Origin of the sequence: Butyrivibrio sp. AE3003, from assembly GCF_000686065.1 — a bacterium.
GTDB lineage: Bacteria > Bacillota > Clostridia > Lachnospirales > Lachnospiraceae > Butyrivibrio > Butyrivibrio hungatei_A.
In genome coordinates this window covers 1,185,041-1,211,916 of the sequence record NZ_JMLX01000001.1, presented here as the reverse complement: position 1 = coordinate 1,211,916, position 26,876 = coordinate 1,185,041, and the positions used below count along the sequence as shown (strand labels likewise).

The following is a 26,876-nucleotide window of genomic DNA, read 5'->3' as shown; positions in this document are numbered from 1 at the left end:
CGACATCTCAAAACATTATATTGACTGTGGGATTGGATGAACACATGCTGCGCTTCATAAACTCACATCTGCACCTTAGAAATTTCATCTGTTTGTGCAGATGATTTTTATATCCTTGTCTGTTTTTCTTAAGGTCAAAGATTACTTTCCTGCATGCGTAGAAAAATGTTTGAAGCAGGACGAGTCACAGTATTCAAGCGTCATGGTCATTGTCCGCAAAGCGGACTTATGCAACAAAAAATCACGAATTCCTGAGCTCATTCTGAGTTCGGTGATTCGTGATTTTATTTGTTGCAGGTGCTACGCGCCGTATGACCATGACTTATAAAACATATACGATCGTCCTGCAAGTTCTTTTCGAAGCATGCAAAAGGAAAGTAATCTGACCTTTAGAAAAACAAAAGGATATAACGAATCGGCATAAACAGATGAAATTTCTAAGGTGCATATGCTCAGACAACTTCGCGCAGCATGTATCCAAACCCACAGTCAATATACTTTCGATGAAATACAGCAAAAAGACTGCACTTACGATCTCCTAATGGGTGGGGAGTTTTAAAGCTTTAGTCTTCCGGAATACGATAGAAGCGTCCCGAGACTCTCTCGGATTTGAATACGTTTACAAATGAGGCGGGATCAAATTCCTTAATTGCATTGATTATCTGGGTTACCTGAGTGGCGGTGATAACTGAGTATACAACGGATTTATCTTCGTCGCCCTCGTGGGAGCCTCTGCCGTAGATTATTGTAGAGCCGTGATTTGACATTTTGTAAATCAGGGCACTTATCTCGTCAGGGAACCGCGTTACAATGAACAGCGTAGTTTGCTGGTATTTACGGTACAGTACGTGGATCACTGTCGTAGATACGTATTGGAATACAATGGAATAAAGAGCTCTTTCCCACCCGAACAATGCTCCGGCGGTAATGAGGATACAGGCATTAACATATAATGCAACATTGAAGCCGTCAAAACCTTTTTTGTACAGATAAATAGCTATAAAGTCTATTCCTCCGCTAGTTGCATCCATCAAAAGGCAAAGGCTTATGGCCACTCCGTTTATGATGCCTCCAAAGATGCTGATGAGTATAAGGTCGTTGGTTATCACATAGCCGGGAATAAGATCGGCCAGAATACCTGTGAGCAAGATAACAATGCATGAAAGCGAAGTGAACTTTTTTCCTATATACTTAAAACCTATAAAAACGGGAACAACGTTTATGGCGACGTTAATAGGAGTATAGGGAATCTTGATTCCTATAAATCTATCAGCAATCTCCTGTATCAGAAGTGTCAATCCGGTCGCTCCTCCGGGTAAGATACCTCCTGTTCTGACAAAAGATTTGATATTAAGCGCAAATACCACAGAAGCAATAGTCACCACAACAAATCGAAGCGACATCCATCTGTAATTATTTCCTTTAATCTTTTCGTTCATTTCAGACCATCCTTACATATTCGTTTCTTTCCTATAATTATATCATTAGAGTATAATTTAATAAAAAGAAACAGGAGGCGTATACGCTATGGCGTTTAACATTGATAAGATTTTTGAAAGCTATGAGCCTTTTAGCAGGATAACTACTAAAAAAGAGTACGAGAACCGGATGAGCACCTTTCAGGCTGAAAGATACTCTTATCTTAGTGAACTTACAGAGGCCACGGATATAGCAGTAGCTTCAAATGCTTTTTGCGACGGAGTACATGAGAAGTTTAAGAAGTTTGGCAAGGTTCGCACGGGAACGTTAATGGACTTAAACTGCTTCCTCATTTACTACATTTTTCCCGCTATTCTTAAGAATGAGGGAGAAAGAGCTTTGACTATATGCGACACTCTTAGGGACACCTGGAACAGCCGCTTTAAATGCGACATAAACTATACGGATTACGATAGCTTAATGAGTGGATTTAAGAAAAAGCTGCTGGGAATTGCGGTTGAAGAAGAGGACAAATAATAGAAGTGGGAGAGTATGTTCATGACACGAAATAAATTGAAATTCATGGGACTTTTGGTTTCATCTGCTTTGCTTGTAGCATGTGGTGAAAAGAATGTAGAACAGGCAGCAGTTGAAAGCTCGGAAGCGGCGATTGAGAGTACAAGTGAAGTGGCAGAAAGTGTCGGTTCGACGAGCAAAGCGCCTGAAGATGGAAACATTTTTGCTCAAATGCCTAAGAACTTCACGTTTGCAAGCGGTGCGGGTGCATGGGCTACATCTCTTAAATTGTCTGAGGACGGTTCATTTGTCGGAGGTTATCACGACTCGGATATGGGGGACAGCGGCGACGGTTATCCAAACGGAACAATTTACGTATGCGGATTTTCGGGCAAATTCTCGGATCCCGAGCCTACGGAATATCAGAATATCTATTCAATGAAGCTCCAGGAATTAAATATAGATGATAAGGACAAGCTTAATACAGAAGAAATCATAGACGAAGTTAAGTATGTTTATTCTGAGCCCTATGGACTTGAAAATGCCGATGAGCTCCTTATCTATACGCCGGGAGCGCCTCTTTCCGAAATACCTGAAGAATGCATGTCGTGGACAACTCTTAGTTCTTCGGTTTCAGATGTGGTACCTGACGGATATTACATAATTTATAATGTCCATGACGGAGAAGCTTTTAACGGAATGACTGACGGCTGCATATGGACACGTGATTTTAAATATGAGAATGGCGATGCATATGCAAATTTTAGCCCGAGGTGCTCGGGAAGTTATCTGGTGTTTATTGCCGAAGAAGATACTCCCGCTTCATTCTCTGTAAAAGTTCCGTGGGACGGAAAGAATGAAGATTCGATGGTATGTGAGAGTTATTGGCACGACGATGACGATGGCGATGATACCAAGGTTAAAGTCACGGTGAAAAAGGATGAGACATCAGAACCTAATAAGCTGAAATATGTACTGAAACTGGAACATGTCTCGGATCCGCAGTTTGATTTTTCAGCGTGGGGAAGTGATGAGCCGGGGAAGCTGAGTGCGGTGTTTGAAGAGGTGAAGTATGAATAAAGAATTAATAGGGCCGGAAGATGAAACAGCGAAAACTGGTGAATCTATGATTTTTGCTGTTGAAAATGAAGCTTATGTTTTAATTATGACAGCGGGAAGTACGGTTTTATAAAAGCCGCTGTTGAAAAGCAAGTTTTTGTCTTGATTATGACAGCGGGAAATGAAGTTTTTAGTGTTTCGCTGTGTTTGGGCGAGTTTATGATTACTTTAGAAAGTTGCGGACAATAATGTAAGTGAGTATAATTTGTTTTAAATCAGCTGAGTATTTCCTTAAATGGGTTATCTTCTAGAATTTTATGAGAACAGAAAGTACGTTTTAAAAGTAGGGAGATGATTCATATAAGGTTATTGAATTTACGGATAGTCTACAAAACGAAGGTAATGTTGTTAAACGCAATGAGGATGGGAGGTGGAGTATATTACACTTCTGATGAGAGATAGAGAGAAAATTGAATATAACGAAGCTGTTAAACTTCTTGAGAAAGAGGATGAGATTTAAAAGACTATAGCTACAACGTGAAAGAAATAATATCAAATCTTGAATAGCAGCTTTTTCTTTATTTACGGGAGAAGCTGTTCTTTTATTCTACTATGGAGTTGAATTTTTATTGGGTCACGCTGACCCGATAAATGACCCAATAAATGACCCAATAAAAAGGTGACTGTTAATTTAGAAATGAATGATAACATTAAGGAGATTGACTAGAAGTATGAAGACAGTAGAGAAGGCTATGAAGGGGATGGACTTCATAAAAGGCGAGGTTTACAAAGAATTTGCACAAAGCGATGCAGATGAGATCTGGAAAAATGCTACAGATAAACTTGAGAAGATAATGGCAGATCATGCGAATCTTCCTAAGGGAGTGGCGGCGCACACTGACAGAGCAATATTTCCTTCAGCTGCAATTTATCTTTCTATGAAGGAAAAAGATGCGGATAAAGCATTTGAAGTAATGAGAGTAGCAATGAAAAACAGAAGCGAGCAGTCGGGAGCGTCTTTGGCAAGAACTGCAAAGTTTCCGGGATTTACAAGATTCTTTCTCGCCATGTGGGGACCCGTAGCTCGTAAGAGCTTTGGAGAAGCTTCGGGATTTAAAAATGTCTTTTACCCAAAAAAGAAAGGTGAGTTCTGCATGGACATAACACAGTGTCCATATCACACATATCTCACTGAACTTGGCTGTCCTGAGATAAATAAGCTGTTTTGTGATAACGATATCTACAGTTACGGTAATATTCCGGGGCTTGAGTTTATAAGAACCAAGACAATCGGCAATGGGGATGAGCTGTGTGATTTCAGGCTCAGACTTAAGTGAAAGTTACGCGGCAGGAGATATAGATTATATACGAGGAGTTAGGAAGAGAATTATAGTGGTGGCTATGGGACCTTTTCTTTTCCTCATGATAAATCCTGTTATTACTAAGAAGAGCGGGGAGTACCGGACGGAAGAAAGCTGTCTGTCGCTGGAAGGTGTCAGGCCGTGGACGCTCTTGAAGGAATTATAACTCAAAATGACTCCCTTATCTGTGCCAGAAATTTCTCTGCAATAGGTGTGAAAGTCTGGTATTTGTTCCAAATCAGATATAGCTTTGTTTCCTGCTTGGGTGTGAGGGGGCGGAATACAAGATCACTTTCTTCGGAGCAGTTAATGAGGTGCTCAAAGGTAAGAAGTATTCCGAGACCTTCTTTGGCAAACATAGAAGCATTATAAGCAAGGCGAAAAGATCCTTCCAGGTGGAGTTTGGAGAATTGATTGCCTGCCCACTGTGGGATCTCAATATTCCAGCTTTGTTCAGAGCAGAAGAGTGGATGGCCGATAAGGTCGGTTGCCTTTATGCTCTTTTTCTTTGCAAGAGGGTGGCTCTTTAACATTACAGCTCCCCAACGGTCGGTATCAGGGAATGTGATAGAATCGTATTTTTCTTTGTTTGGAAGCTCGCAGATTACGCCGAAATCAAGCAATCCCTTATCAAGCTTTTCTGTTATCTGTTCTGTGTCACCGCTGGTGATGTGGTAGGTAAAGGAAGGATAGCTGTCTTTGAGTTTTTTTATTTCTTTAGCAAGGTGGCAGATTTGATAGGATTCAGCCAGACCAAAGTATATATCACCGCCGGTGATGTCATTTAAGGAGATAAACTCCTGCTCGATTTTATCTGCCATAAGGACCAGATCCTCGGCACGGTCGCGAAGGAGCATTCCTTCATCAGTGAGCTTAATGGAGAAGCTGTGGCGCGTGAATAGTTTTTTTTCCAAGCTCTTCTTCAAGACTCTTTAATGACTTGGAGAGGGTGGGCTGCGTTACATGGAGTAATTCAGCGGCTCTGGACATGTTCTCTTCTCTGGCAACAGCTAGAAAATATCTTAAATTTCTTATTTCCATAATGGATTCCTTTCAGGCAGTGATATAACCAAAATGAATATCATGATATTCATTATAACCATTAGCGAAAGCGATGTATACGGATTATAGTGAGATTGTCAGGGAAAAATATAAATATGGTACTAAAAATGAACTTGGAAACTGTTGAGTCGTAGAAAAGAAGACTGTAAGAATGGAGTACATGATCATGAAAAGAATTGGAAAGCTTTTGGCAGTATCATTAATATCAACACTTGCTCTTTCAATTGGAGTATGTGGGAGTCGGAATCCGGAAAATGTAAAGGCTAAGGAGAATAAAGCGATGATGAAAACTGAGAAATTAAATCTGACAACAGAGTGGGATAAGACTTTTGAAAAGAGCGATAAAGTTGATCACAGCAAAGTAACATTTGCAAACAGATATGGGATAACACTTGCTGCTGACATGTATGTTCCAAAGAACGCGGAAGGAAAGCTTCCGGCAATTGCGGTTGCGGGGCCTTTTGGTGCGGTTAAGGAACAGTGTTCGGGATTGTATGCACAGGAAATGGCAGAGAGAGGTTTTTTGACAATTGCCTTTGATCCGTCATTTACAGGAGAGAGCGGAGGTCAGCCTAGGTATATGGCATCTCCTGATATAAATACAGAAGATTTCATGGCTGCTGTGGATTTTTTATCGGTTCAGGACAATGTGGATCCTGAGAAAATAGGAATTATAGGAATCTGCGGATGGGGCGGAATGGCTCTTAACACCGCGGCTCTTGATACCAGGGTAAAAGCTACGGTAACATCGACAATGTACGACATGTCCAGAGTTAATGCCAACGGATATTTTGACGCAGATAATAACGAGGAAGCCAGATACAATAATAAAGTGGCGCTCAACAAGGCAAGAACAGAAAATTACAGAAGCGGAGAATATACAAGAGCGGGCGGATGCCTTCCGCTTCCCGTGCCGGAAGATGTCCCTTTTTATGTAAAAGACTATAGCGAATATTACAAGGGAAGAGCCTATCATGAGAGGTCCTTAAATTCCAATGAAGGATGGAATACTGTAGGCTGCATGTCTTTTATCAATCAGCCGATACTGAGATACACAAATGAGATAAGAAGTGCGGTTCTCATGATTCATGGGGAAAAAGCCCATTCTTGCTACTTTAGTAAGGATGCCTACGCAGATATGACAAGAAACAGTAAATACACAGACAACAAGGAGCTGATGATCATACCTGGGGCGGTTCATACAGATCTTTATGACAACGTGGAAGTAATTCCTTTTGATAAAATGCAGGATTTCTTTGTAAAGAATCTCAAATAGGTTCAATATCAAACGTAAGATTTTTCTTGAAAAAGATTTTAAATTCAATTAGCCTTTTCTTAGGACGTCCGAATCTTTCCTAAGAGGAGGCTTTTTTACTATGAATAAAGAACAACTACACAGGTACATTTCTGAGAGCACCGGGAATGAGAGTAATATATGCCAGATTTATTCCATCAAAGATGGTGAGGTGGTGCTTGATGATTGTTGGCATGGATTCAAGACTTTGGATGCGATGAATGTCAATTCTGTGACTAAAGGCATTATGGCATTACTGGCAGGAATCGCGTTGGATAAGGGATTTATCCAAAACTTGGATCAAAAGGTGATGGATTTTTTTTTCTGATTACAATGTAAAACGTGGGGAGAAAACTATCTATGACGTTACGATCAGGCATATGCTCACGATGACAGCCCCGTATAAAGGCAAGTCAGAGCCGTGGAAGAAGGTATGTACATCCGCAGACTTTACGCTTGCGATTCTTGATTATCTTGGTGGCCGAAGCGGAATCACCGGAGAATTCAGGTACGCAACACTTGGCATTCAGATCCTTGCGGGGATAATCGAGAGAGCAACAGGTGAAAAATGTATTGATTTCGCTAACAAGAATCTTTTTGAACCACTGGGACTTCCCGAGCGTATACCTCACGGAGACAGTTCTAAAGAGGATCAGTTTGATTTTTTTATGAACAAAAATCCCAGGAAATACGAGTGGTACTCTGACCCTAAGGGCTGCGTTACAGCAGGCTGGGGATTATGTATGTCGGCAAAAGATATGGCTACTGTCGGTGAGCTTGTTTTGGATGGTGGACTTAGTGGCGGCAAGAGGATCATCTCTGAAGAATATTTAAAGGATATGCTGGCGCCGCACCTTAAGCTTGGCGAGCGGTTTGGTTTCATTAACTATGGCTATTTATGGTACAAGCCATACGATGACAAGGGTGTATATGCTGCGATTGGTGACAGCGGAAATATCATTTATGTAAACAAAGAGGAAAATGTATCTGTGGGAATGACGGGGACATTTAAGCCGAGAATCTTTGACCGTGTGGAATTTATTGAGCAGAAAGTGTTGCGGGCGATTAGTGGGTGAGCTTCGCCCTGATGTAAAGTGGGGCGGCTATATCCTGAGGGTTAACGGGAAACGCATTTACGTTACGGGAGATACGGAGATAAATATGGATTCTATTTTGATTAAAGACACTACAAGAGAAGAAAGAGAGCGCATTGTTGCCGAATCAATCGGTAATATCGATGGCAGTTGTGACGGCTGCAGCGCGGGGCTGATTGAGATGTATCAGCCATATATAGATGGCGTTAAGGAAATCCGTGAGATCAATATGGAGTTTAGGGCGCACTATGAGTCGGGAATTGATGGACCGGTGAAGAAGGAATGCGGATATAAGATGTGATTGGAAGCGGGCTTTATGGGCGTCGGGCTAAGGAAGGATTCGGGTGAAAACAGCGGAAATAGGTAAAAATATGAATTTTGCCGCCTGAAATAGGGCTTGTGCGTTAATTCTTACATCGGAAAATCTTTTTTATTATGATCCGCTGTTGAAAAGCGGTTTTTTGTCTTAATTATTGCAGCGAGAAATGAGAATTTTAGAGTTTCGCTGTGTTATACTCCGCAATAGCTTTAACATGTGTCGCTGATTGTTGTTATGGGTCGGCCGTTCGCTTCAGACGTACAATTAACTTTCTCCGACTTTTTGTGGAAAAAAATCATAATATTTCTCCGCCAATCTGATTAAATAATATGGACCTATTAGCAAATGAGGGGGAGCTAATAGGTCCTTGAGTTCTATATGGCATATAAACCAGTACAAGAACTTATGGGGGCTTATATATTTCATGGAAAGAAAAAAATATATAAGTCTAAAATTGGGTATTCGTACAACAAAATAACGTTAACATATTCTTAAAAGAAAATCAATATAAATGTTATTAAAAATATTATTTTTTTTGGATGGTGCCAGGTGAGAAGAACTACATAAAAGTTGCAAGATGCAGTATCTACCAGTGCTATGTGCGAAAATAAAAAGAAAAAATAGGTGTTAAAAAACATTGAAAAAGAATTTTTTGCATGACAAAATGTTAATGAGAGATTAAAGAGATTCATTGAGGAGTAACTCTGTTTATAGGAAAAGAAACGGTAGGATTTGGAAGGTGAGTAAAACATGAAGAAAAGTGATGTTTTAAAACAAGTAAGAATCCTCATGCATATTACATGTACAAAAGGCTTTGAGAGACATAAGAAAGCTTATGTAGCTTGCGAAGGATAAGAGTGGATTCGATATGCGTCTGGGTGAAAAGTTCGATGCTTCGGGCAAGATTATTCTTAATCCCGGAAAAAGCCGGTTCTGGAGCGAACTTCAAATGTGAATAGCAATTTAATTTTATATACAAAGGCCTTGGAGATGGGTATAATCATTGGGTGAATGAATATGTGAAGAAAGAGTGGGATAGAAAAAATGAAGTCTAAGCATAAAGATATTTTGCTTTTCTCAGGGATTTTTTTGGTGCTGTTTGTATTCTTTTATGTTGCTCATCCTTTGATACTGTTTGATTCGGATGACTGGGAGATGTGCAGTTATTTCAGGAGACCTCTTCCGATGCCGGGTGGGTATAACGGAATTAAAGTTTTTCCGGAAACATTATTCCCGATCATAACAGAGATAGCAGCGAATTTTGTCTATCCTATAATGAAAGATTATCTTATGTCACTTGCTTTGGCTTTTGCAGTGACGGGTGCATTGTTTATTTCAGTTTATTGCACGGTATTTGTTTCACTGATAAGAACAATCATGGATGATAAAGAAAGCATCATACCTGACCTTTTGGCTGTTTGCTTTTTGTCATTTCATTTTCTTATTTATAAAAATGATTGGTTTTCAAATACGCACTTGTTCTGGTCTGGAGATGTGACGTGCTTCATCCACTATGTGCTGACCGGTGTATTTAATATCACTATGGTCATGTGGTTTATGAACAAGGCGTACAAAGAAGGCGATGCCTATGAACTAAAGCCTGTCGGACTAAAAGACGGGGTTATATTACTTGCAATTTATTTTGCAGTTTTTTCAAACATGTTTACAAACATTGTTCTTGTCTCTTTTGTGGCAGTTGAGATGCTCAGCGGCTTTTTCAAAAACAGAAAAGACAAGAATGCGATCAAAAAATTCATCATGTGCAGATGGTATTATCCGGCTACGCTTATTATGTGGGCATTTGCGTTGGTGATTCAGCTTATGGATCCTAGAAACGCTGATGCCAAGAAGCAGATAACAGATAAGATTGGCATTATGGAAATAACAAAGTCGGTTATTTCTAATTTTACCTCGATAAATAAGATGTGCTTACTTATTTTTGCTGTAATGACGGTTTTGTTTGTAATCGGTGTTTTCAAAAAAGGTGAGAATGTCGTAAAGACTTCAGAAGCTGCGATACTCGTTAAGATCATAGTTTCGGGATTTTTTACTGTTTTATATCTGATTCTTTTGTCAGGGGTTAGCGGAATCAATTATGCTCAAAGAAGTGATGTTTCGCTTGGCTATTATTTTTATATGTTCTTGTTCTTTATGATCGTATTTGGTATGGCACTTAAGAACGCCGATGGAAAAGAGTCGGGACTTGGTGTTGTTCTGCCACTCCTTACTTTTATAACGGTTGCCCAGACAATCAACAGTTGTAAATCTTACAGGGATTACAATGATTTTGCTTTGTCAAAAGAACAGGTTTATTCGATCGGACAAGATATCTTAAGTCAGTATTTTGCGGCGGATAAGAGCGGAACAGAGACTATGGAGTTGCATGTTTTGGCCAATGAAGAAAGAGACAATACCTGGCCGTATACATTCTATGTCGGAGATGCAATCTCAGATTCTTTATCAAGGCACGGAGTTATAAGTAAATTCATCAAGTGCACGGTAATTTACGATAGACAGAAGGATGAAGAATTTAAGGTGGGATTTTAAAGTGGCGTATATTTTAGGGGCGGCTATTGTAGCTGCTCCTATTTTTGTTATAATTCTTATAAGTTTTAATGAACAGGAGGAGAGCTTATGAATACGGCAGATAAACTTGAGATACTTTTGGAAAAAGCAAAGAGTGATTCGGCTCTTAAGCGGAATCTTCTTGATACGAGAAATGAGGCAGATCCGCTTGCGGCTTTTTGTAAGGTGGCAGCAGGCGCAGGTGTGGAGCTTACCGTTATGGATATAGTCAATCAGGGCGAGGAGTTTTATGCGGAGATCAAGCGCAGTACCAACGGTGGCGGAGAGAATTCTCCGGATCTTGATTTTCAGAATGATGAGTATTCTATATTTATGATGAGACTTTCTGATCTGTGATATGGAGTTTTTTTGGGAGTAGCTATTGTTGCTGCTCCCATTTTTGTTATAATGCTATATCAGATAGAGAAAAAATTGAGATAAAAATGTGTTAGGAAAGAAAAAACGCAATGAAAGAAATATCACTTAACGACCTTCGTAAACTTCCGGAGGGTTCATACAGGCTTATAGATGTGCGCGATGAAGCGCTTGCTTCGTATGGTATGCTTCCGGGCGCGATTCATATTGATATGGAAGAGCTGGGAAAAGAAGACAACGCGGCAATCGGCGATATTCCGCAGGATAAGACTATTATTCTTTACTGCCAGATAGGTAAAAAGACTAAAGAAGCAGAGGAGCTTCCTGCTCTTAACGGACGCGAGTATTACGGTCTTGAAGGCGGATATATGGGCTATCTTCAGGATGAGCTTGCCCACATGGAAGAAGGTGGCGAGAAGCAGAAGAAAGCTGAGATGAGTATCAGAAAGAAATACCATAAACAGCTCTTTTCCAGATTTGCGAAGGCGTGCAAGACTTATAAACTCATAAATGAAGGAGATCATATTGCGGTATGCATCTCTGGCGGCAAAGATTCTATGCTGATGGCGAAGCTCTTTCAGGAGATTCAGACGCACAGACAGGTGAAGTTCGACGTGACTTTTCTTGTCATGGATCCCGGTTACAACAAAGAGAACAGGCAGCTTATCGAAAGTAACGCCAAGGCGCTTGGCATACCGATCACGATTTTCGAGAGCAACATATTTGACTCCGTCGACAATATAGAAAAGAGTCCTTGCTATATCTGTGCGAGAATGCGCAGAGGTTTTTTGTACAGCAAGGCAAAAGAGCTTGGATGCAACAAGATCGCGCTCGGCCACCACTACGATGATGTTATCGAGACCATTCTTATGGGAATGCTCCAGGGCGGCCAGATCCAGACGATGATGCCAAAGCTCCACAGCACTAACTTTGAAGGCATGGAACTTATAAGGCCTATGTATTTTATCCGTGAGAGTGATATCTGCGCATGGAGAGATTACAACGAGCTTCATTTCCTTCAGTGTGCATGCCACTTTACGGAGACATGCTCGACCTGCCATACGGACGGAACTACATCGTCAAAGAGGCTTGAGACCAAGAAACTTATCGAAAGGCTCAAGAAAGACAATCCTTTCGTTGAGTCAAATATCTTCAGAAGTGTCGAGAACGTGCAGCTTAATACTATCATCGAGTACAAAAAGGACGGCGTAAGGCATAACTTCCTCGATGAATATTGATATTTTGCAATATAAACAATATCGGAAAAACTAACTAATGCGATAAGGTAATGATATATGAAAACAGCTTTTATAACCGGAGCAACCTCAGGACTTGGCGCCGAGTTTGCTCGTAGATATGCAAAAGAAGGATATAGGCTTATTCTCACGGGAAGAAGAACGCAGCGTTTATGCGCTCTTAAAGAGGAGCTTGGTACAGAGTGTCTTATCATAACGGCGGATGTTTCGGATGAGGCTAATTGCAAGAAGCTTCTTGAAGAAATAGCGGATGAAGAGATAGATGTATTCATCAACAACGCGGGTTTTGGCACAGCGGGAAGTTTCCTTGAGACTGATCTTGAAAAAGAAATTTCAATTGTAAAGGTGAATGACATTGCAATGCACATTTTGTTCAAAGGCGTGCTTGTAAAGATGCAAAAACAGGGGCATGGAACGATTTTAAATGTCGCATCGTCGGCAGGTCTTTTGCCTGCGGGGCCTTATATGGCAACCTATTATGCATCAAAGGCTTATGTCACATCTTTAACCAAAGCTGTTGCGTGTGAGCTAAAAGAGATTGGCAGCAGCGTATATGTCGCATGCCTTTGCCCGGGGCCTGTAGATACTGAGTTTAACATGAATGCGGACGTTTCTTTTTCCCTAAAAGGTATTACAGCGGAGAAATGTGTCGATGAGTGCTTAAAGGGCATGAGAAAAAAGAAAACGGTTATCATACCGACACTCAGGATGAAGGTCGCACTCTACGGAAGCAGGTTTGTTCCTCAGAGTTTTGTAATCAAGATGACTGCAGGGCAGCAGAAGAAAAAGACGAGATGATATGAAAAAGTACACTGTTTAAGCAGGATATATGGCTTGGACAGTGTGCTTTTTTGATAGGAAAATTCCTATCAAAAAAGCTCTGCTATGGATGCGACCGATGCGCAAGCATTTCGCGAATGATTCTTTGATATCTTTTAAATCACACTTGACAGTCGTAATATTATACGCTATATAATATTGTATCAAAACAAAGCAAGAGAGGTGAGTGCATGACATATCAATTAACAGCCCCCTTACTTGATGCTTGCGTTCTGGGAATAGTCCGAAGTGAAGATTCGTACGGATATACTCTGACACAAAAAGTCAGGCAGGTTGTTGATATTTCCGAATCGACGCTGTATCCGGTGCTTAGGCGTTTGCAGAAGGTGAACTATCTAAGGACATATGATGCGCCTTATCAGGGGAGGAATCGAAGGTATTACGCGATAACAGATGAGGGCAGAAATATGCTCGATTTTTATGAGAGCGAATGGAATGAATATAAGGAGAAAATCGATGGCCTTATCAAGGGGACAGGATTTGTGCCGTCGGAGGGAGCAATGGAGGAAAAAGACTGATGAATAAGGAACAATTTTTGAGGGAGCTTAATGGAAAACTTAAATATCTTCCCGAAGCTGACAGGAATGATGCGATTCGTTTTTATGACGAATATATTTCGGAGATGGAACTCTCCGATGAGGAGGATGTTACGACTAAGCTCGGAACACCAAAAGAAGTTGCGTCAGATATCATAAGTCAGTGTACTCAGAGACATATTGATAATGAGACAGAACAGAAGACTGTTAAAGGCGGTGCCACAACAATCTGGCTTGTTATTCTTGGAATACTGTCACTTCCGTTATCTCTACCGCTTGCGATTTTGGCACTTACATTTATTTTTGTATTTATAGTTCTTTTTTTAGTAATGATTGTTGTTGCATTTGCAGGAGCAATTGCAATCCCGTATGCGCTATTTGTTCACGGGGTGGCGCAAAAAATATTTACATTGGGATACGGTCTTGTGTCCCTTGGTGGTGGTATCTTAATGGTGTATGTTTTGTCGGCTGTTTTGAAAAAGATGTTTAGTGCGATGACTAAGAAAAAGAGAGTCAGGAGCATATATGAATAGAAAAACAATTCTTATCATTGCCGCTGCGATGATGGGAACGGGATTTTTGCTTGGAATAATATTATTTGAAAAAACTTAAAGATAATGGAAGGATATATAGATGAAAAAGAAAGTATTACTTATCGCAACGTGTGCGCTTATTGTTGTCGGGGCAGTGGCTGTGAAAATTTCAATCGGGATGGGAGCGATTCCGGTTGTGAAGATTGGAGGAGAAAGCGTAGAAGAAAGCCAAAATATGGTACGTGGTAATATAGACATAAGTGAATTTGATACTCTTACGATTGATGCGAGTACGGTAGATGTGCGTATTTTGGAAGGAGACGCGTACAAACTTGAGTATAATGTAAAAGAAAAATATGTTCCGGAGGTCAGTCAGGACGGTAAGAATTTGACTGTAAAACAACCTTCTCTTAAAGCGGAAATAACATTTTTTGATATGGATTTAACAGCGTGTAAGGAAGAATCAAGTTATACCATTACGGTACCTAAAGATACTGCACCTATAAATGTTGATGTTAAAGCTTCCACGGACGACGTTGTAATTGACGGTGTTGATGTGAATGGAAAGGTTGTTTCGGATACGGATAGCATTACATTAAGTAATGTGTCCTCAAGCAATCTTTATGTAAAGAGCTCCACGGGAAAGATAAAGCTTGATTATTCTGAGTTTGACAAGCTTGAGCTTGAATCGTCCACTGATGACATAATCGTTGAGAATTGTACTATTAATGATCTCGCTGCAGATTCATCAAGCGATAAGATCACACTTAATAATGTCAAGTTAAATACTGCAGATCTTAAAGCACTTGATGACATTGTTATTGATATAGTGGGACAAAATGATTATTCATTGGATCTGACATCATCTACAGGAGAAGATATCATTGTTGAAGGAAATACGGCGGAAGGCTCTTTTAAGTCAGATAATGGAAGCGGAAAAAGTATAACTGCTAAGTCAAGTACAGGAGAAATCAAGGTTTCTTTTGCAAATAAGTAATCATCGTTATTTGAGCGGTACAATATGTACCGCTCAGACTGTAGACAAAGTGGTCTTGAGAGCATAGCTCTCAAGGCCATTTTGTCTTCCTAAGCCGGATTTTCATAATAAAAATGGTCAGAAACAGCCCTTATCAGGCCATTTCTAACCGCCATTCATTCTTGATTCTTGCAAGCTTTTTTAGATTCATACACGCAAAGGTAAGCGCGACCTTCATTTCCATCCGCGCCTTTCCATACATCTGTGTATATCTAAATCCATGATTCTCTTTGGCTGTCCCAAAGATTCTCTCTATTGTCTCCTTCCTGTGAGAATAGAGATCTTTCATCCCCTCGGTGTATCTTATGTCATCACATTCATCCATGTAATCTTCCCAGATATGACGGGTTACCAGTTTTACATGATTCTTGCTAAGTGTACATTGTTCAAGGTAAGGACAGTTTTCGCAGACCTTTCCGCAACTCTTGTATTCTCTGTATCCATCGCGATTTGTGGTCGAATACTCCAGCACCTGATCGTTTGGACATATATAGCAGTCATTGTATTCATCATAAGCAAACTCAGATTTTCTGAAGAATCCTTTCTTCGTCATTGGCCTCTTGTAGGGAAGAAGAGGTTTGATGCCATCATCTATGAGTAGTTTTGCTATAGCTGGAGTTTTGTATCCTGCATCTGCAACGATTGTTTCCACGCCGATATCCCTGATCTTATCGTAAAGTCCTTTGAATGTACGGCTGTCATGCTCATTGCCTGGGTTGACAGTGAAATCTAAAATCCATCCGTTCTTGTCACAGGCTGTTTCAATTCCATACGCGAATACATTCTTATGTTCACCTTTCCTGAACCATCCACTTTCAGGATCGGTAGTGCTGCACCTTACTTTCTTGGTATCTTTAGGAACGTCGTCTGTGAAATCACTGAAATCATCATGTCCACCAGCACCTTTATCGTCATCATCATCCTTATCTTTAAGTGGCTTTTTGCCATGCTCAGCTCGGTCTTCGTTTATTTCCTTTTTGAACATTTCTTCGTAGAACAATGCTTCCTGCTTTGCAAGTTTATGCTGCATCTTTCTGTTGTTTGCTCTCGCCTTTACATGAGTAGCATCTACAAATACAGCAGTAGGGTCTACCAGCTTGAAGCGATAGCAGTCTTCAAGAATGCGCTGGAATATCTGCTCAAAAAGGTCTGTATCCTTAAAGCGTCTTGTATAGTTCTTTCCAAAAGTTGAAAAGTGTGGGACAGGCTCGTTAAGCTCTAAGCCCAGGAACCATCTGTATGCAACGTTGACTTCTATTTCCTTGATAGTTTGTCGCATGCTGCGAATTCCGTATAGATACTGAATGAAAGGGATTTTAATGAGTGTGACAGGATCCATGCTGGGCCTGCCCATATCTGATGAATACTTATCTTCAACAAGGTCATATATGAATGACCAGTCAATTGCTTTATCAATAAGCCTGAGCATGTGATCCTGAGGTACCAGATCATCCATGCTCACAAACTGCATTTGTTCACGCTTTCTTTCGGTATTAGAAGTCATCATAAAGGCAATCCTCATCCCCAACTTTGATACTTCTATTATACCAGAAAAAGTACCTCAAGCCCAGATAAATACTGGGCTCGAGGCACTTTTATAAAGAAAAATCCACGGCAGATGCCGTGGACTTTGTCTACAGTCTGAGCGGTACAATATGTACCGCTTTGTTTATGCATAATAAAGAAAAAAGTAATAATTTGTTCGAGAAATACTATGTTATCTTCATTGACAGCGCTGTATCATATTGTATATGATATTTTGGATAATCATAGAAGGAGAGATACGATGCAGACCGAAGTAATGGAAAAATGTGACAGACTTGTAGAGAACAGAAACATTATTTACAAGGGTTTTATGTTGGAAGACAGCCTTATGCAGATATTGGCGGCATTGTCGTTTATTGATCGTGGAGAGACGGCAGATGTTAAGGCTATAAAGAGATGCAGAAAAATTTTACGCAAGAAACACAGCGCGTTTTCATATCTTCGCGGAAACAACGAACTTTTTATTTCAACAAAGATGGCTCTTTCCGAAGATCCTGAGAAGTATCTTGATGATGTTACAGAAATATATGAGAAACTTCAAAAAGGTAAATTTCTTGGATCGACATACAGAGTTTTATCTGCGGTTATCATCTGCGATTCCGGCAAGGCAGATGATTCGGATAAGGTAATAGAGAAGACGGAAGCGCTTTTGGACGGAATGAAAGCGGCACATCCTTTTCTTACAAATGATGAAGATACATGTCTTGCGGTTTTGCTTGCAATGACAGAGAAGAGCACGGAAAATATTTTGAGCGAACTTGAATCGACATATCTTGAGATAAAGAATGATTTCATGCTTTACAACAATTCGGCATATTCTCTTTGCCAGGTGCTTACAACTCTTGACGGTGCGTATAAGAAGAAATGCGAGAAGACGATCGCGCTTTTTGATGCATTTAAGGAAGCCGGAACTAAGTACGGCAAGGAATATGAGCTTGCGTCACTTGCACTTTTGATAGATATTCCTATGGATGCAAAAGATATTGTTGCAGAAGTTATCGGAACTGCTGAATATCTCAGAACGAAAAAAGGATTCACATTCTGGTATATGACAAAGCAGACAAGACTTATGTTTGCGGCAATGCTCGTATCCGAGAGCTATCTGGACAATTCTGCTACAGCTGATGCATCAGTGATAAGCAGTACCGTTGCAAGAGTTATTGCCCAGCAGGCAGCGATGTTTGTGATCATTGCCACATCTTCAGCGGCATCGATTGCCTCTTCATCATCGAATTAAAAATCGGATTAAACATACGAAAGAAACAGAATAGAAAGATAAAAGAAAATCGGGAAGGATGTTTATCACATCTTTCCCGATATTATTATTCATAAAAATCAATTTGCAACAGCAAGCAATTTCTCAAATTCTTTTGTTTCAAGGGGCTTAGAGAAGTAATAGCCCTGAATCATGTCGCAGCCTGCGTTCTTTAAAAGGAAATACTGCTTTGCGTTCTCAACACCCTCAGCGATAACTGTAAGATCCAGGAGCTTTGCCATCTCAAGAATACATCCGAGAAGATTTTTACCTCTGTTGTTCTCAGCAATATCTTTTATAAACTCTATATCGAGCTTAAGTGCATCGAGTGGAAGCGTAGTAAGCATATTTATTGATGAATAACCTTTTCCGAAGTCGTCCATTTCAACCATAAATCCGGCTTTCTGGAGCTTTTTTACAACAGATACAATATGATCCACATTATCCGTATAAGCTGTCTCTGTGATCTCCAGGTGGATGTCTGAAGGGCTGATCTCGTTTTCTTCGATTGTCTTTTGAAGGAAATCGATAATGTCGGGATCGAATATGTCAACTCTTGATACGTTTACAGAAACAGGAATGGAGTAGCCGAATTCTTTTTTCCATTTACGAACCTGAGCGGCAGCCTCTCTCCAAACATATCTGTCGAGCTGTCTGATAAGACCGTTCTCTTCAAGCAAAGGAATGAAGAAATCAGGTTTAACAAGGCCGAATTCAGGATGTTTCCATCTGATAAGAACTTCAGCACTGGCAAGCTTGGGAGTTTTACCGTGTACATTGTACTTGGGCTGGAAAACCAATTTGAACTGGTGCTCGGAAAACGCTTTGCTTATACCATCAAGAAGCCTTGCTTCAAACATTTCTTTTTCATGCATCTTGGCATCATATACTTCATAAGAAGTAGAGTGCCTGACTTTAGAAATGGAGTTGCAGGCCTGAATAGCACGATCAAAACGCTGTTCAAGAGTAGCCTCTCTTGTTATGTCCGGATATATTCCGATTCTAACGCGAATGTCCGGAGTTTTTAGCATAAGCGCAAGCTTATCGGAAATTTGATGTACAAGAAAATCGTAATTATCTTGATGCTTTATATATATATAGAATTTATCCGCATCATATCTGCATGCGATTCCGCCATGTTCCTTTGCAGTTTGAGATACACAATCACCGATTGCACACAAAACCTTATCTCCGAAGCTTCTGCCATAAAGCTCATTTATAAGGTGGAACTTGTTATAGTTCAGTACAATTGCATCAACACCTTCGGACGGGTGCTTTCTGTCGTAATCATATGCCTGAATAAAAAACTGCTCTTTGGAACAAAGACCTGTCAACGGATCGACAGTTGGAATATTGATTAGATCGCCATATGATGTCATACCGATGCTAACCGACTCTACAGAAGATCTTGGCGATATGTCCATAAAGTTATTTTCCTCGCTCCCTTTTGCGTTATTATGTAATACTAGTTAGTTTAATTAATTATACATACAAATTACAAAAAAAACACAAAGTTCGCAAAAAAAAACACAATTTTATCACAATTTCTTTTTTGCCCGTCGTTAAGCTAAAAACTCTAATTCCAGGTTTTATCTGGGGTTGAGCTGTATTTGATGCTATCTGCCACAATTAAAAAAATATTTTTTTTAATATGATATAAACTTGTTTTTTATCGTTGTTTTAGTTTATAAAATTATGTATATTTAATAGATACAATCAAATAGTTTTTTGTTTTTTGAAGGTGAAATACGATATACATGAAGAAGAAACCATATGGAGGAATAAACGATATTCCAAAATATCTTCTGGAACAATATGGGGACAGAGGCAGGATGATACGTCAGGGGCCGCCTGTTCCGATGGATACGAAATCAATGGAAGCCATAAGCGGCAGGCGGACGAGGAACTGTTCCGTGGTTGCCGTTGCAAGGATCATAGATTATTACAGACGACGAAATAAGATCACATCTATTCCCGAAGATATAAAGCACATATATAAGGATGTTGAAGAGATAGCTGAGAGCTACGGATATACCGATAAGATAGGAACGTTTCCTTTTTTTATCTCAGGAATTGCTAAGGAGGCTTTCGCAAGATACGGCGTGAAGGTCAAGTGCAGAGGCATTTATATATGGAGCTTTGAGAAACAGGTAGTCAGAGAAATCTGCGCGGGGAGACCTGTAATATTGAATATAGCCAGAGGTTTTTACAAAGATCATACGGTAGTTGTCTCAGGTTACAACATCTGGCAGGTTGGGGAAAAAACATATCCCATGGTCCGCGTGATAGACGGATGGAAGAGCGGTTATCACTATATTGATTATGAAGCGTTCGCAAAAGATATACGTCAATCAATATTCGGATCGTTTAATACAATAAAGGTAATACAATAGAAGTTGAGGTTTAAAGTAGTGAAAAAGAAAAAAATCGCATTTGCGGTAATCATAGCAGTAGTACTTGTTTCGGTTTTGGCTGTTGTCTTCGTTAAAAAAGGCGCACCCAAGACAGAGAATGCGTCAAGAAGAGACGGCGCGGCAGTTTCAGGCGGAGGTGATGAAGATCTTTTGCTTGTAGGCGGCGATCCGGATGCGCAGTTTGGAGCAACCAAAGGTCCGGATGCTACACAGAAGCCTGCGGAGACACTTGTTGGTGATGTGTCAAACAGTCCTGTTTCCGATAATGTTGATGAGGTCAGAACAATGACCATTTCCGAGGCTGTTGTTATAGATGCGGGCGACCGTGATGCTTTCTATAATGATGCTGAGTACAAAGATGTTGTGCCTACCGATGCAGATTCTTTTGCCGGTGATGCCGATGAAACGAAACTTGCAGAGATACCTGCAAAGTATGATTCCAGAAATGTTGATGGGAAATCGTACGTTACGGGAGTCAGAGACCAGGGATATTCGTATCTGTGCTGGGCTTTTGCTTCTGCAGGTGCTGTTGAGTGCGATATTTTAAAGCATTATCCTGAATATAAATCTTTGGATCTTGATCTGTCCGAGAAACATCTTGCTTATTACAATGTTCACAAGGCTGCAGGTTCTCATGGCGGAAATATTGATGATGATTACAGGGAACTTGTGAATAACGAGAATGAAGAGGGCGCTTGGGTTGTAGATAACGACACGGGCTATATTGCCATGGGCGGAGTTACGAACTATTGCATAAGCCTTCTTACAGCGTGGAAGGGACCTGTTTTTGATAAGGGAACGGATTCTTTTAAGAGTATTTACGGAAGCAAATATATCTTTAATGATAATAAGGATAAGCCGTCTGAAGCGTATGCGTCTGAGTTTCACGTTCAGGATGTAAGCCAGGTTTGCGGAAACTATGACAACAACATGCTTATCAAGCAGATGGTGATGGAACACGGCGGAGCAACTATCGGAGTTAATTCCGACGAGAAGTTCTGGAACAAGAATCACGGAAATCTTTATTCTCACTTTAATGGAGAACTTCCTCCTACAGCCAATCACGAGGTTCTTATAATAGGATGGGACGATGATTACAGCGCATCTAATTTTTCTTCAAGTCCGAAGGAAAACGGTGCATGGCTTTGCAAGAACAGCTGGGGAGACAAAGCGGGTTCCGACGGATTCTTTTATCTGTCATATTATGATGAGACCGCTGCCGTAAGTAACGCAGCTGCGTACAGTGCAAAGGCCAAAGGCGATGAACGATATTTTGATAACAATTATCAGGTCGGCGGATTCATCACAAACGAGGTCAGTGCGCTTGAAGATACCAAGAATACGGTAACTGCCTACACTGAATCTTCCAATCCTTACGGTGTACTGTACACTGCGATCGGCGATGAGGAGCTTGATGCGATCGGACTTATGAGCCTTGAATCATACAGACAGTACGAGGTCAGCATTTATCTTAATCCTACTGAGGGCGATGATGAGCTTAGCTTAAAGGATCTCGGAAAGCCTGTTCTTACTCAGAAGATTTCTTCTGTGAGCGGAGGTTTCCATACATACGATCTTGATGAAAAAATAAATCTTAAAGCAGGGGACAAGTTCTTTATCCTTATAAAGCCTCATACTCCGGGCAAGCTTGTGTTCGAGACTGCGGGCGATATTACTTATGAAAAGAACTACGATGAGTGGAACAATCTTACGGGAAATATCCACAACAGTAATTCTGCGAGCGGTAAGAGTTATTATATTTCGGATGACGGAAAATCATTGAACTGCCAGAAAGATAAAGACTTTTTTATCAAGGCATATACAAAAAATAAGTAACTGTGTATGTTTATGAGAACATACTTTTGAAAATGGCGAAGGAATATGGTATATTGTGTTAAAAGAATTAGAAAGGCACAATATATGGCTATTAAAGATAAGCAACCTGAACAGATAGGTACAACAGATAAGCTCAAGGCATTTAAGGCGCTTAAGGATGCGGGATATAGGACAGAATTCAGTGCCAGCGGTGTTCCCACAGTTATCTGCAAAAGCGCTGAGGATATCAGCAAGGAACTTAAGGATATCAAGAAGTTGTTGAAAGAACTCAGATATAACGGAAGTTTCGGGTTAAGAGGCCCCAGAAAGAGCGATCAGCTTGCACAGGAAACTGCAGAGGCTGAGGAGAAGAAAGAACTGACGGCTTAAAATGATACGCAAATTCACTAGGCGCGAAAGAACCTTGCCAAGTGAATTCGCGTGGTTCGCACTAAACTCGACAATACCTCGTTAAGTGCTCTACACAAGAAAACCACCTCGTTAGAAGGTGGTTTATTTTTGGGAGGAGGGGTCAACCGGTGGGGAGCCGACTGACCCGGTATGAAAAAAGTTTTGTTGGGGGAGTCAGAAGTTATTCTTCTGATAGTATATATAGTAAATTCAAAATTTGGACAAATTATGGACAAATTATAAATTTAAAATAAAGAAAGTCGAAATAATAAATAATTAATATACGGAATATTGTAAATTATTATTTGCTTTATGATATAGCGAAATAATGTATAATTAATGATGATTAAGAGTTTTTTGTGAGGAAGGTGTATATGGACAGGTTTGATGCAAGAGATTCGGGACTTATAATTAGTCCGTTGACAACGGGGGATTGCGCAGCAGCGGCGGCAAGAGCGGCAGCGGCGAGTCTTTTGTTTAAATTTGACTATGAATATGTGACGATACAGCACGAAGGGAATACCAGAACTATCGAGGTTTATAAAGATGCTGACAAATGCACACGTAATGAGACCCATTTCTATGCGGTAATGGAAGGCGGCATGGCACCTGATATCAGGGAAAAAGCTGATATACACGTAAGTGTTTCGAAGGTGACCGATTTTAGAAAAGTTGACAGCAGGGCATTTATGGATGTCAGATACGGCAATCTTTTCCTTTATGCGGGCGATGGTATCGGAATAGCGTCTGTCGACGCACCTCCTGCAAGAAAAGGTCAGGCTAATATCGAAAAAGATGCAAGAAAGCTTATTTTTGATGCGGTTGCGGGTGTGTGCGAAATTTCGGATGGAGCACAGCCTCTTTTAATAACAGTAAGTTGTCCCGAAGGAATGATGATAGCTGCAAAGCAGAACAATGCGCTTAACGCGTTTATGGGCGGTATCGGTATCATGGGAAATTATGGAACCATATCAAGCGTTCATCAGAGGGATATTGCAGGTTCTATTGAGAATCAGATCCGTGAACAGATTGAGATGGGAGTTAAGAGTATTCTTGTTTCTCCCGGAGATTACTGTGCGGACAAGATATATGAAGGAATACACGTATCGCTTAAGACTGCGATAAATTGTTTCAATTTCCCCGGAAGTGCCATAGATGCGGCATGCGAAGCGGGAGTTGAAAATCTTCTTCTGGTAGGAAATGTGGGAAAGCTTGTGAAAATGGCTGCCGGTATCATGAATACCAATTCATATGCATCTGACGGAAGAAGAGAGATCTTTGCCGCACACACGGCGATTGTCGGAGGCACATCAAGCCAGGTTAGGACGGTTATGGGATGCACCACATGTGATGAGATTTTGGCGCTTCTTAATACATGGGGCCTTCGAGACAGAGTAATGGCAAGCATAATGGCCAAGATAAACGAAGCTGTTGCAAGACGTTGCAACGGTAGGATAAGGTTCGGAGTAGCTCTTTTTTCTGAGGAATTCGGGCTTTTAGGCGCGACGGCCGACACAAGGAATGTTCTTGTAAAGGTTTCGCAGGAGCAATATGCATTGTCACTTAAGTTAAAATAGAGTATCATATTTTTTATCCAAAAATAATTAGAGGTTTAGGAGAAATACACTGATGAGCAAGATTATTTTGACCGGAGATCGCCCGACAGGTAAGCTTCACGTAGGACACTATGTGGGATCACTTAGAAGAAGAGTTGAACTTCAGAACTCCGGCGAATTCGACAAGATTTTTATTATGATAGCGGATGCTCAGGCACTTACAGATAACGCCGACAATCCGGAAAAAGTACGTCAGAATATTATAGAGGTTGCGCTGGATTACCTTTCTGTGGGACTTGATCCCGCAAAGTCAAATCTTTTCATCCAGTCACAGATACCGGAGCTTACAGAGCTTTCATTTTATTACATGAACCTCGTTACCGTATCAAGACTTCAGAGAAATCCTACGGTTAAGACCGAACTTCAGATGAGGAATTTCGGAACAAGTATTCCTGTTGGATTCTTTACATATCCTATCAGCCAGGCTGCTGATATTACTGCGTTCAAGGCAACGGTTGTTCCTGTTGGAGAAGACCAGGAGCCTATGATCGAGCAGTGCAAAGAGATTGTAAGAAAGTTTAATTCAACATACGGAGAAGCTTTGGTTGAGCCTGAGATTCTTTTGCCCGATAATGCTGCATGTCTGCGTCTTCCCGGTATAGACGGAAAGGCAAAGATGAGTAAGTCGCTCGGAAACTGCATTTATCTTTCCGAGGAGCCCGATTCTATTAAGAAGAAGGTTATGAGCATGTTTACGGATCCCAATCATTTGAGAGTGGAAGATCCCGGACAGGTTGAAGGAAATCCTGTATTTATCTATCTTGATGCATTTGCCAAGGATGAGCACTTTGCTGAGTTCCTTCCTGAGTACAACAATCTTCAGGAACTCAAGGATCACTATTCAAGAGGCGGACTTGGCGACGTTAAGGTTAAGAAGTTCCTCAACAATGTACTTCAGGCAGAGCTTGAGCCTATTCGCAACAGGAGAAAAGAATTCCAGAAGGATATCCCATATGTTTATGATGTTCTCAGAAAGGGCAGTGAGATTGCAAAAGAGACCGCTGCCAAGACTCTTGAGGACGTAAAGAGTGCAATGAGAATCAATTATTTTGATGATAAAGAACTTATTGCTATGCAATCTGCAAAGTATGAGGAGATTGGTGACTGATGAAAAATATCCTGTTTATTGCATCTGAAGGAGTACCTTTTATCAAGACCGGTGGACTTGCCGATGTTGTTGGCTCTTTGCCCAAAAATATCGACAGGCGATACTTTGATGTTCGCGTTATTTTGCCGCTCTATAAGTGTATAAGCCAGCAGATGAAGGATAGGATGGAATATGTCTCCAACTTCTATATGGATTTCCATTGGAAGAATGAGTATGTGGGCATATTCAGGTCAGAGGTTGACGGGATAAAATATTATTTCGTCGACAATGAGTTTTATTTCAACGGAATGAAACCTTACAGTGACGACACTGTTTTTGAGATTGAGAAGTACGCATTCTTTTCGAAGGCTGCGCTCTCAATCCTTCCGGTCATCGATTTCAGACCGGATATTATTCATTGCCATGACTGGCAGACGGGGCTTGTTCCCGTTTATCTCAAAGAGAGATTTCAGGGAAGTGAGTTCTATAGGGGAATCAAGGCTGTTATGACTATCCATAATCTTAAGTTCCAGGGAAAATGGGACATTAAGACGGTTCGTGATATTACGGGCCTTCCCGATTATTATTTCACTCCCGATAAGCTCGGACTCTTTAAGGACGCCGATCTTCTTAAAGGCGGTATTGTTTATTCCGATGCCATCACTACGGTTAGTAATGCGTATGCCGAAGAAATCAAGACGGAGTTCTACGGTGAGAATCTTGACGGACTTTTAAGGGCGCGCGCAGGAGATCTTCGCGGCATTGTAAACGGAATAGACTATGATGAATTCAATCCCGAGACGGATGAATTTATTCCATACAGATATAATTCGATCAATTTCCGCAAAGAGAAGTACAAGAATAAGAAAGAGCTTCAAAAAGAGCTCGGACTTAAAGCGGATGAAAAGTGCATGATGATCGGTATCGTTTCAAGACTTACCGACCAGAAGGGCTTTGACCTTATTAACTGCGTTCTTGACGAACTCTGCCAGGATGCGGTTGAGCTCGTTGTTCTGGGAACGGGAGATGAGCAGTATGAGAATTCGTTCCGTCATTTTGACTGGAAGTATGATGACAAGGTTTCTGCGAATATTTACTATTCAGAGCCGATGTCTCACAAGATCTATGCGGCCTGTGATGCATTCCTTATGCCGTCACTTTTTGAGCCCTGCGGACTTTCACAGCTCATGGCTCTCAGATACGGAACCATTCCCATTGTAAGACAGACAGGCGGACTTATTGATACGGTCGAGCCTTACAATAAATTCGAGGGAACGGGTACTGGTTTTGGTTTCCTTAATTACAACGCCCATGAGATGCTTGCCACGATCCGTGAAGCGGAGAGCGTGTTCTACGACGGAAAGCGCGAGTGGAATAAGATGATAGACCGCGCGATGGCTGTTGATTTCTCTTGGAAGGTTTCAGCGGAAAAATATCAGGAGATGTACGATTGGCTCAGGCCATGATT

At 40.8% G+C, this 26,876-nt stretch carries 26 protein-coding genes; 21 read left to right on the top strand and 5 right to left on the bottom strand.

Annotation, left to right across the window (positions count from 1 at the left end; translation table 11 throughout):
- Positions 1-563: 563 nt before the first annotated feature.
- A complete protein-coding gene (locus tag CD00_RS0105820; RefSeq protein WP_034461998.1) occupies positions 564-1,439 on the bottom strand; it encodes a YitT family protein in 876 nt (291 codons plus the stop codon).
- A gap of 88 nt (positions 1,440-1,527) precedes the next feature.
- Between CD00_RS0105820 and CD00_RS19165 the strand changes: the two genes are divergently transcribed.
- From CD00_RS19165 to CD00_RS0105795, 3 genes are all read left to right on the top strand, one after another.
- On the top strand, positions 1,528-1,956 hold the full coding sequence (locus tag CD00_RS19165; RefSeq protein ID WP_051594096.1) for a hypothetical protein: 429 nt from the start codon (positions 1,528-1,530) through the stop codon (positions 1,954-1,956).
- A 21-nt stretch (positions 1,957-1,977) separates the two neighbouring features.
- The gene (locus tag CD00_RS19160; RefSeq protein WP_051594095.1) at positions 1,978-3,015 is read left to right on the top strand and encodes a hypothetical protein; all 1,038 of its coding nucleotides are present in this window, start codon (positions 1,978-1,980) and stop codon (positions 3,013-3,015) included.
- 710 nt (positions 3,016-3,725) lie between these two features.
- Positions 3,726-4,331 (top strand): L-2-amino-thiazoline-4-carboxylic acid hydrolase, encoded by a 606-nt coding sequence (locus tag CD00_RS0105795; RefSeq protein WP_026655098.1) that lies wholly within the window; start codon positions 3,726-3,728, stop codon positions 4,329-4,331.
- A gap of 191 nt (positions 4,332-4,522) precedes the next feature.
- Here the strand turns inward: CD00_RS0105795 and CD00_RS17390 are convergent, their stop codons facing one another.
- Entirely contained in the window at positions 4,523-5,176 is a 654-nt protein-coding gene (locus tag CD00_RS17390; protein WP_330370343.1) for a LysR family transcriptional regulator substrate-binding protein, read from the bottom strand.
- 52 nt (positions 5,177-5,228) lie between these two features.
- The gene (locus CD00_RS21135) at positions 5,229-5,396 is read right to left on the bottom strand and encodes a LysR family transcriptional regulator (RefSeq protein ID WP_330370342.1); all 168 of its coding nucleotides are present in this window, start codon (positions 5,394-5,396) and stop codon (positions 5,229-5,231) included.
- A gap of 301 nt (positions 5,397-5,697) precedes the next feature.
- Between CD00_RS21135 and CD00_RS0105785 the strand changes: the two genes are divergently transcribed.
- The 11 genes from CD00_RS0105785 (at position 5,698) to CD00_RS0105725 (ending at position 15,226) form a co-directional block, all read left to right on the top strand.
- Positions 5,698-6,693, top strand: a complete 996-nt coding sequence (locus tag CD00_RS0105785) for an alpha/beta hydrolase (RefSeq protein WP_026655097.1) — start codon at positions 5,698-5,700, stop codon at positions 6,691-6,693.
- Between the two features lie 100 nt (positions 6,694-6,793).
- Positions 6,794-7,039: a hypothetical protein gene (locus CD00_RS20570; protein WP_242838920.1), complete on the top strand. Its 246-nt coding sequence runs from the start codon at positions 6,794-6,796 to the stop codon at positions 7,037-7,039.
- Between the two features lie 61 nt (positions 7,040-7,100).
- A complete protein-coding gene (locus CD00_RS17385; RefSeq protein WP_242838919.1) occupies positions 7,101-7,787 on the top strand; it encodes a serine hydrolase domain-containing protein in 687 nt (228 codons plus the stop codon).
- 85 nt (positions 7,788-7,872) lie between these two features.
- The gene (locus tag CD00_RS0105775; RefSeq protein ID WP_026655096.1) at positions 7,873-8,106 is read left to right on the top strand and encodes a hypothetical protein; all 234 of its coding nucleotides are present in this window, start codon (positions 7,873-7,875) and stop codon (positions 8,104-8,106) included.
- A 1,062-nt stretch (positions 8,107-9,168) separates the two neighbouring features.
- Positions 9,169-10,671, top strand: a complete 1,503-nt coding sequence (locus tag CD00_RS0105765) for a hypothetical protein (protein ID WP_026655095.1) — start codon at positions 9,169-9,171, stop codon at positions 10,669-10,671.
- A gap of 87 nt (positions 10,672-10,758) precedes the next feature.
- Positions 10,759-11,046, top strand: coding sequence for a hypothetical protein (locus CD00_RS0105755; protein ID WP_026655094.1), 288 nt, complete (start codon positions 10,759-10,761; stop codon positions 11,044-11,046).
- A 110-nt stretch (positions 11,047-11,156) separates the two neighbouring features.
- Positions 11,157-12,302, top strand: a complete 1,146-nt coding sequence (locus tag CD00_RS0105750) for an ATP-binding protein (RefSeq protein WP_026655092.1) — start codon at positions 11,157-11,159, stop codon at positions 12,300-12,302.
- Positions 12,303-12,359: 57 nt separating this feature from the next.
- Complete coding sequence (locus CD00_RS0105745) at positions 12,360-13,118, top strand: SDR family NAD(P)-dependent oxidoreductase (RefSeq protein ID WP_026655091.1); 759 nt, start codon at positions 12,360-12,362, stop codon at positions 13,116-13,118.
- Between the two features lie 212 nt (positions 13,119-13,330).
- Positions 13,331-13,678 carry a PadR family transcriptional regulator gene (locus tag CD00_RS0105740; protein WP_026655090.1) on the top strand — a complete coding sequence of 116 codons (348 nt, stop codon included), beginning with the start codon at positions 13,331-13,333 and terminating at the stop codon, positions 13,676-13,678.
- Positions 13,678-14,229 carry a DUF1700 domain-containing protein gene (locus CD00_RS0105735; protein WP_026655089.1) on the top strand — a complete coding sequence of 184 codons (552 nt, stop codon included), beginning with the start codon at positions 13,678-13,680 and terminating at the stop codon, positions 14,227-14,229. The genes CD00_RS0105740 and CD00_RS0105735 overlap by 1 nt, the downstream gene beginning before the upstream one ends.
- 100 nt (positions 14,230-14,329) lie before the next feature.
- Entirely contained in the window at positions 14,330-15,226 is an 897-nt protein-coding gene (locus CD00_RS0105725) for a DUF4097 family beta strand repeat-containing protein (RefSeq protein ID WP_026655088.1), read from the top strand.
- 133 nt (positions 15,227-15,359) lie between these two features.
- Here the strand turns inward: CD00_RS0105725 and CD00_RS17380 are convergent, their stop codons facing one another.
- The gene (locus CD00_RS17380; RefSeq protein ID WP_185750397.1) at positions 15,360-16,772 is read right to left on the bottom strand and encodes an IS1182 family transposase; all 1,413 of its coding nucleotides are present in this window, start codon (positions 16,770-16,772) and stop codon (positions 15,360-15,362) included.
- A 279-nt stretch (positions 16,773-17,051) separates the two neighbouring features.
- On the opposite strand from CD00_RS17380, the gene CD00_RS0105715 reads away from it, so the two are divergent.
- Positions 17,052-18,047 (top strand): DUF4003 family protein, encoded by a 996-nt coding sequence (locus CD00_RS0105715; protein ID WP_026655087.1) that lies wholly within the window; start codon positions 17,052-17,054, stop codon positions 18,045-18,047.
- Between the two features lie 98 nt (positions 18,048-18,145).
- Here CD00_RS0105715 and CD00_RS17375 read toward each other — a convergent pair whose 3' ends face one another.
- Positions 18,146-19,489 carry a putative bifunctional diguanylate cyclase/phosphodiesterase gene (locus tag CD00_RS17375; RefSeq protein WP_051198932.1) on the bottom strand — a complete coding sequence of 448 codons (1,344 nt, stop codon included), beginning with the start codon at positions 19,487-19,489 and terminating at the stop codon, positions 18,146-18,148.
- A gap of 333 nt (positions 19,490-19,822) precedes the next feature.
- On the opposite strand from CD00_RS17375, the gene CD00_RS19155 reads away from it, so the two are divergent.
- From CD00_RS19155 to glgA, 6 genes are all read left to right on the top strand, one after another.
- A complete protein-coding gene (locus tag CD00_RS19155; RefSeq protein WP_051594094.1) occupies positions 19,823-20,458 on the top strand; it encodes a C39 family peptidase in 636 nt (211 codons plus the stop codon).
- Positions 20,459-20,476: 18 nt separating this feature from the next.
- The gene (locus tag CD00_RS0105700; protein ID WP_026655086.1) at positions 20,477-22,315 is read left to right on the top strand and encodes a C1 family peptidase; all 1,839 of its coding nucleotides are present in this window, start codon (positions 20,477-20,479) and stop codon (positions 22,313-22,315) included.
- Between the two features lie 84 nt (positions 22,316-22,399).
- Entirely contained in the window at positions 22,400-22,684 is a 285-nt protein-coding gene (locus CD00_RS0105695) for a hypothetical protein (RefSeq protein WP_092336220.1), read from the top strand.
- Positions 22,685-23,079: 395 nt separating this feature from the next.
- Entirely contained in the window at positions 23,080-24,282 is a 1,203-nt protein-coding gene (locus CD00_RS19150) for a cobalt-precorrin-5B (C(1))-methyltransferase (RefSeq protein ID WP_051594093.1), read from the top strand.
- Positions 24,283-24,334: 52 nt separating this feature from the next.
- Positions 24,335-25,429, top strand: a complete 1,095-nt coding sequence (gene trpS, locus CD00_RS0105680; RefSeq protein WP_026655083.1) for a tryptophan--tRNA ligase — start codon at positions 24,335-24,337, stop codon at positions 25,427-25,429.
- Entirely contained in the window at positions 25,429-26,874 is a 1,446-nt protein-coding gene (gene glgA, locus CD00_RS0105675; protein WP_026655082.1) for a glycogen synthase GlgA, read from the top strand. Before trpS ends, glgA begins: the two co-directional genes overlap by 1 nt.
- The last annotated feature ends 2 nt before the right edge of the window (positions 26,875-26,876 follow it).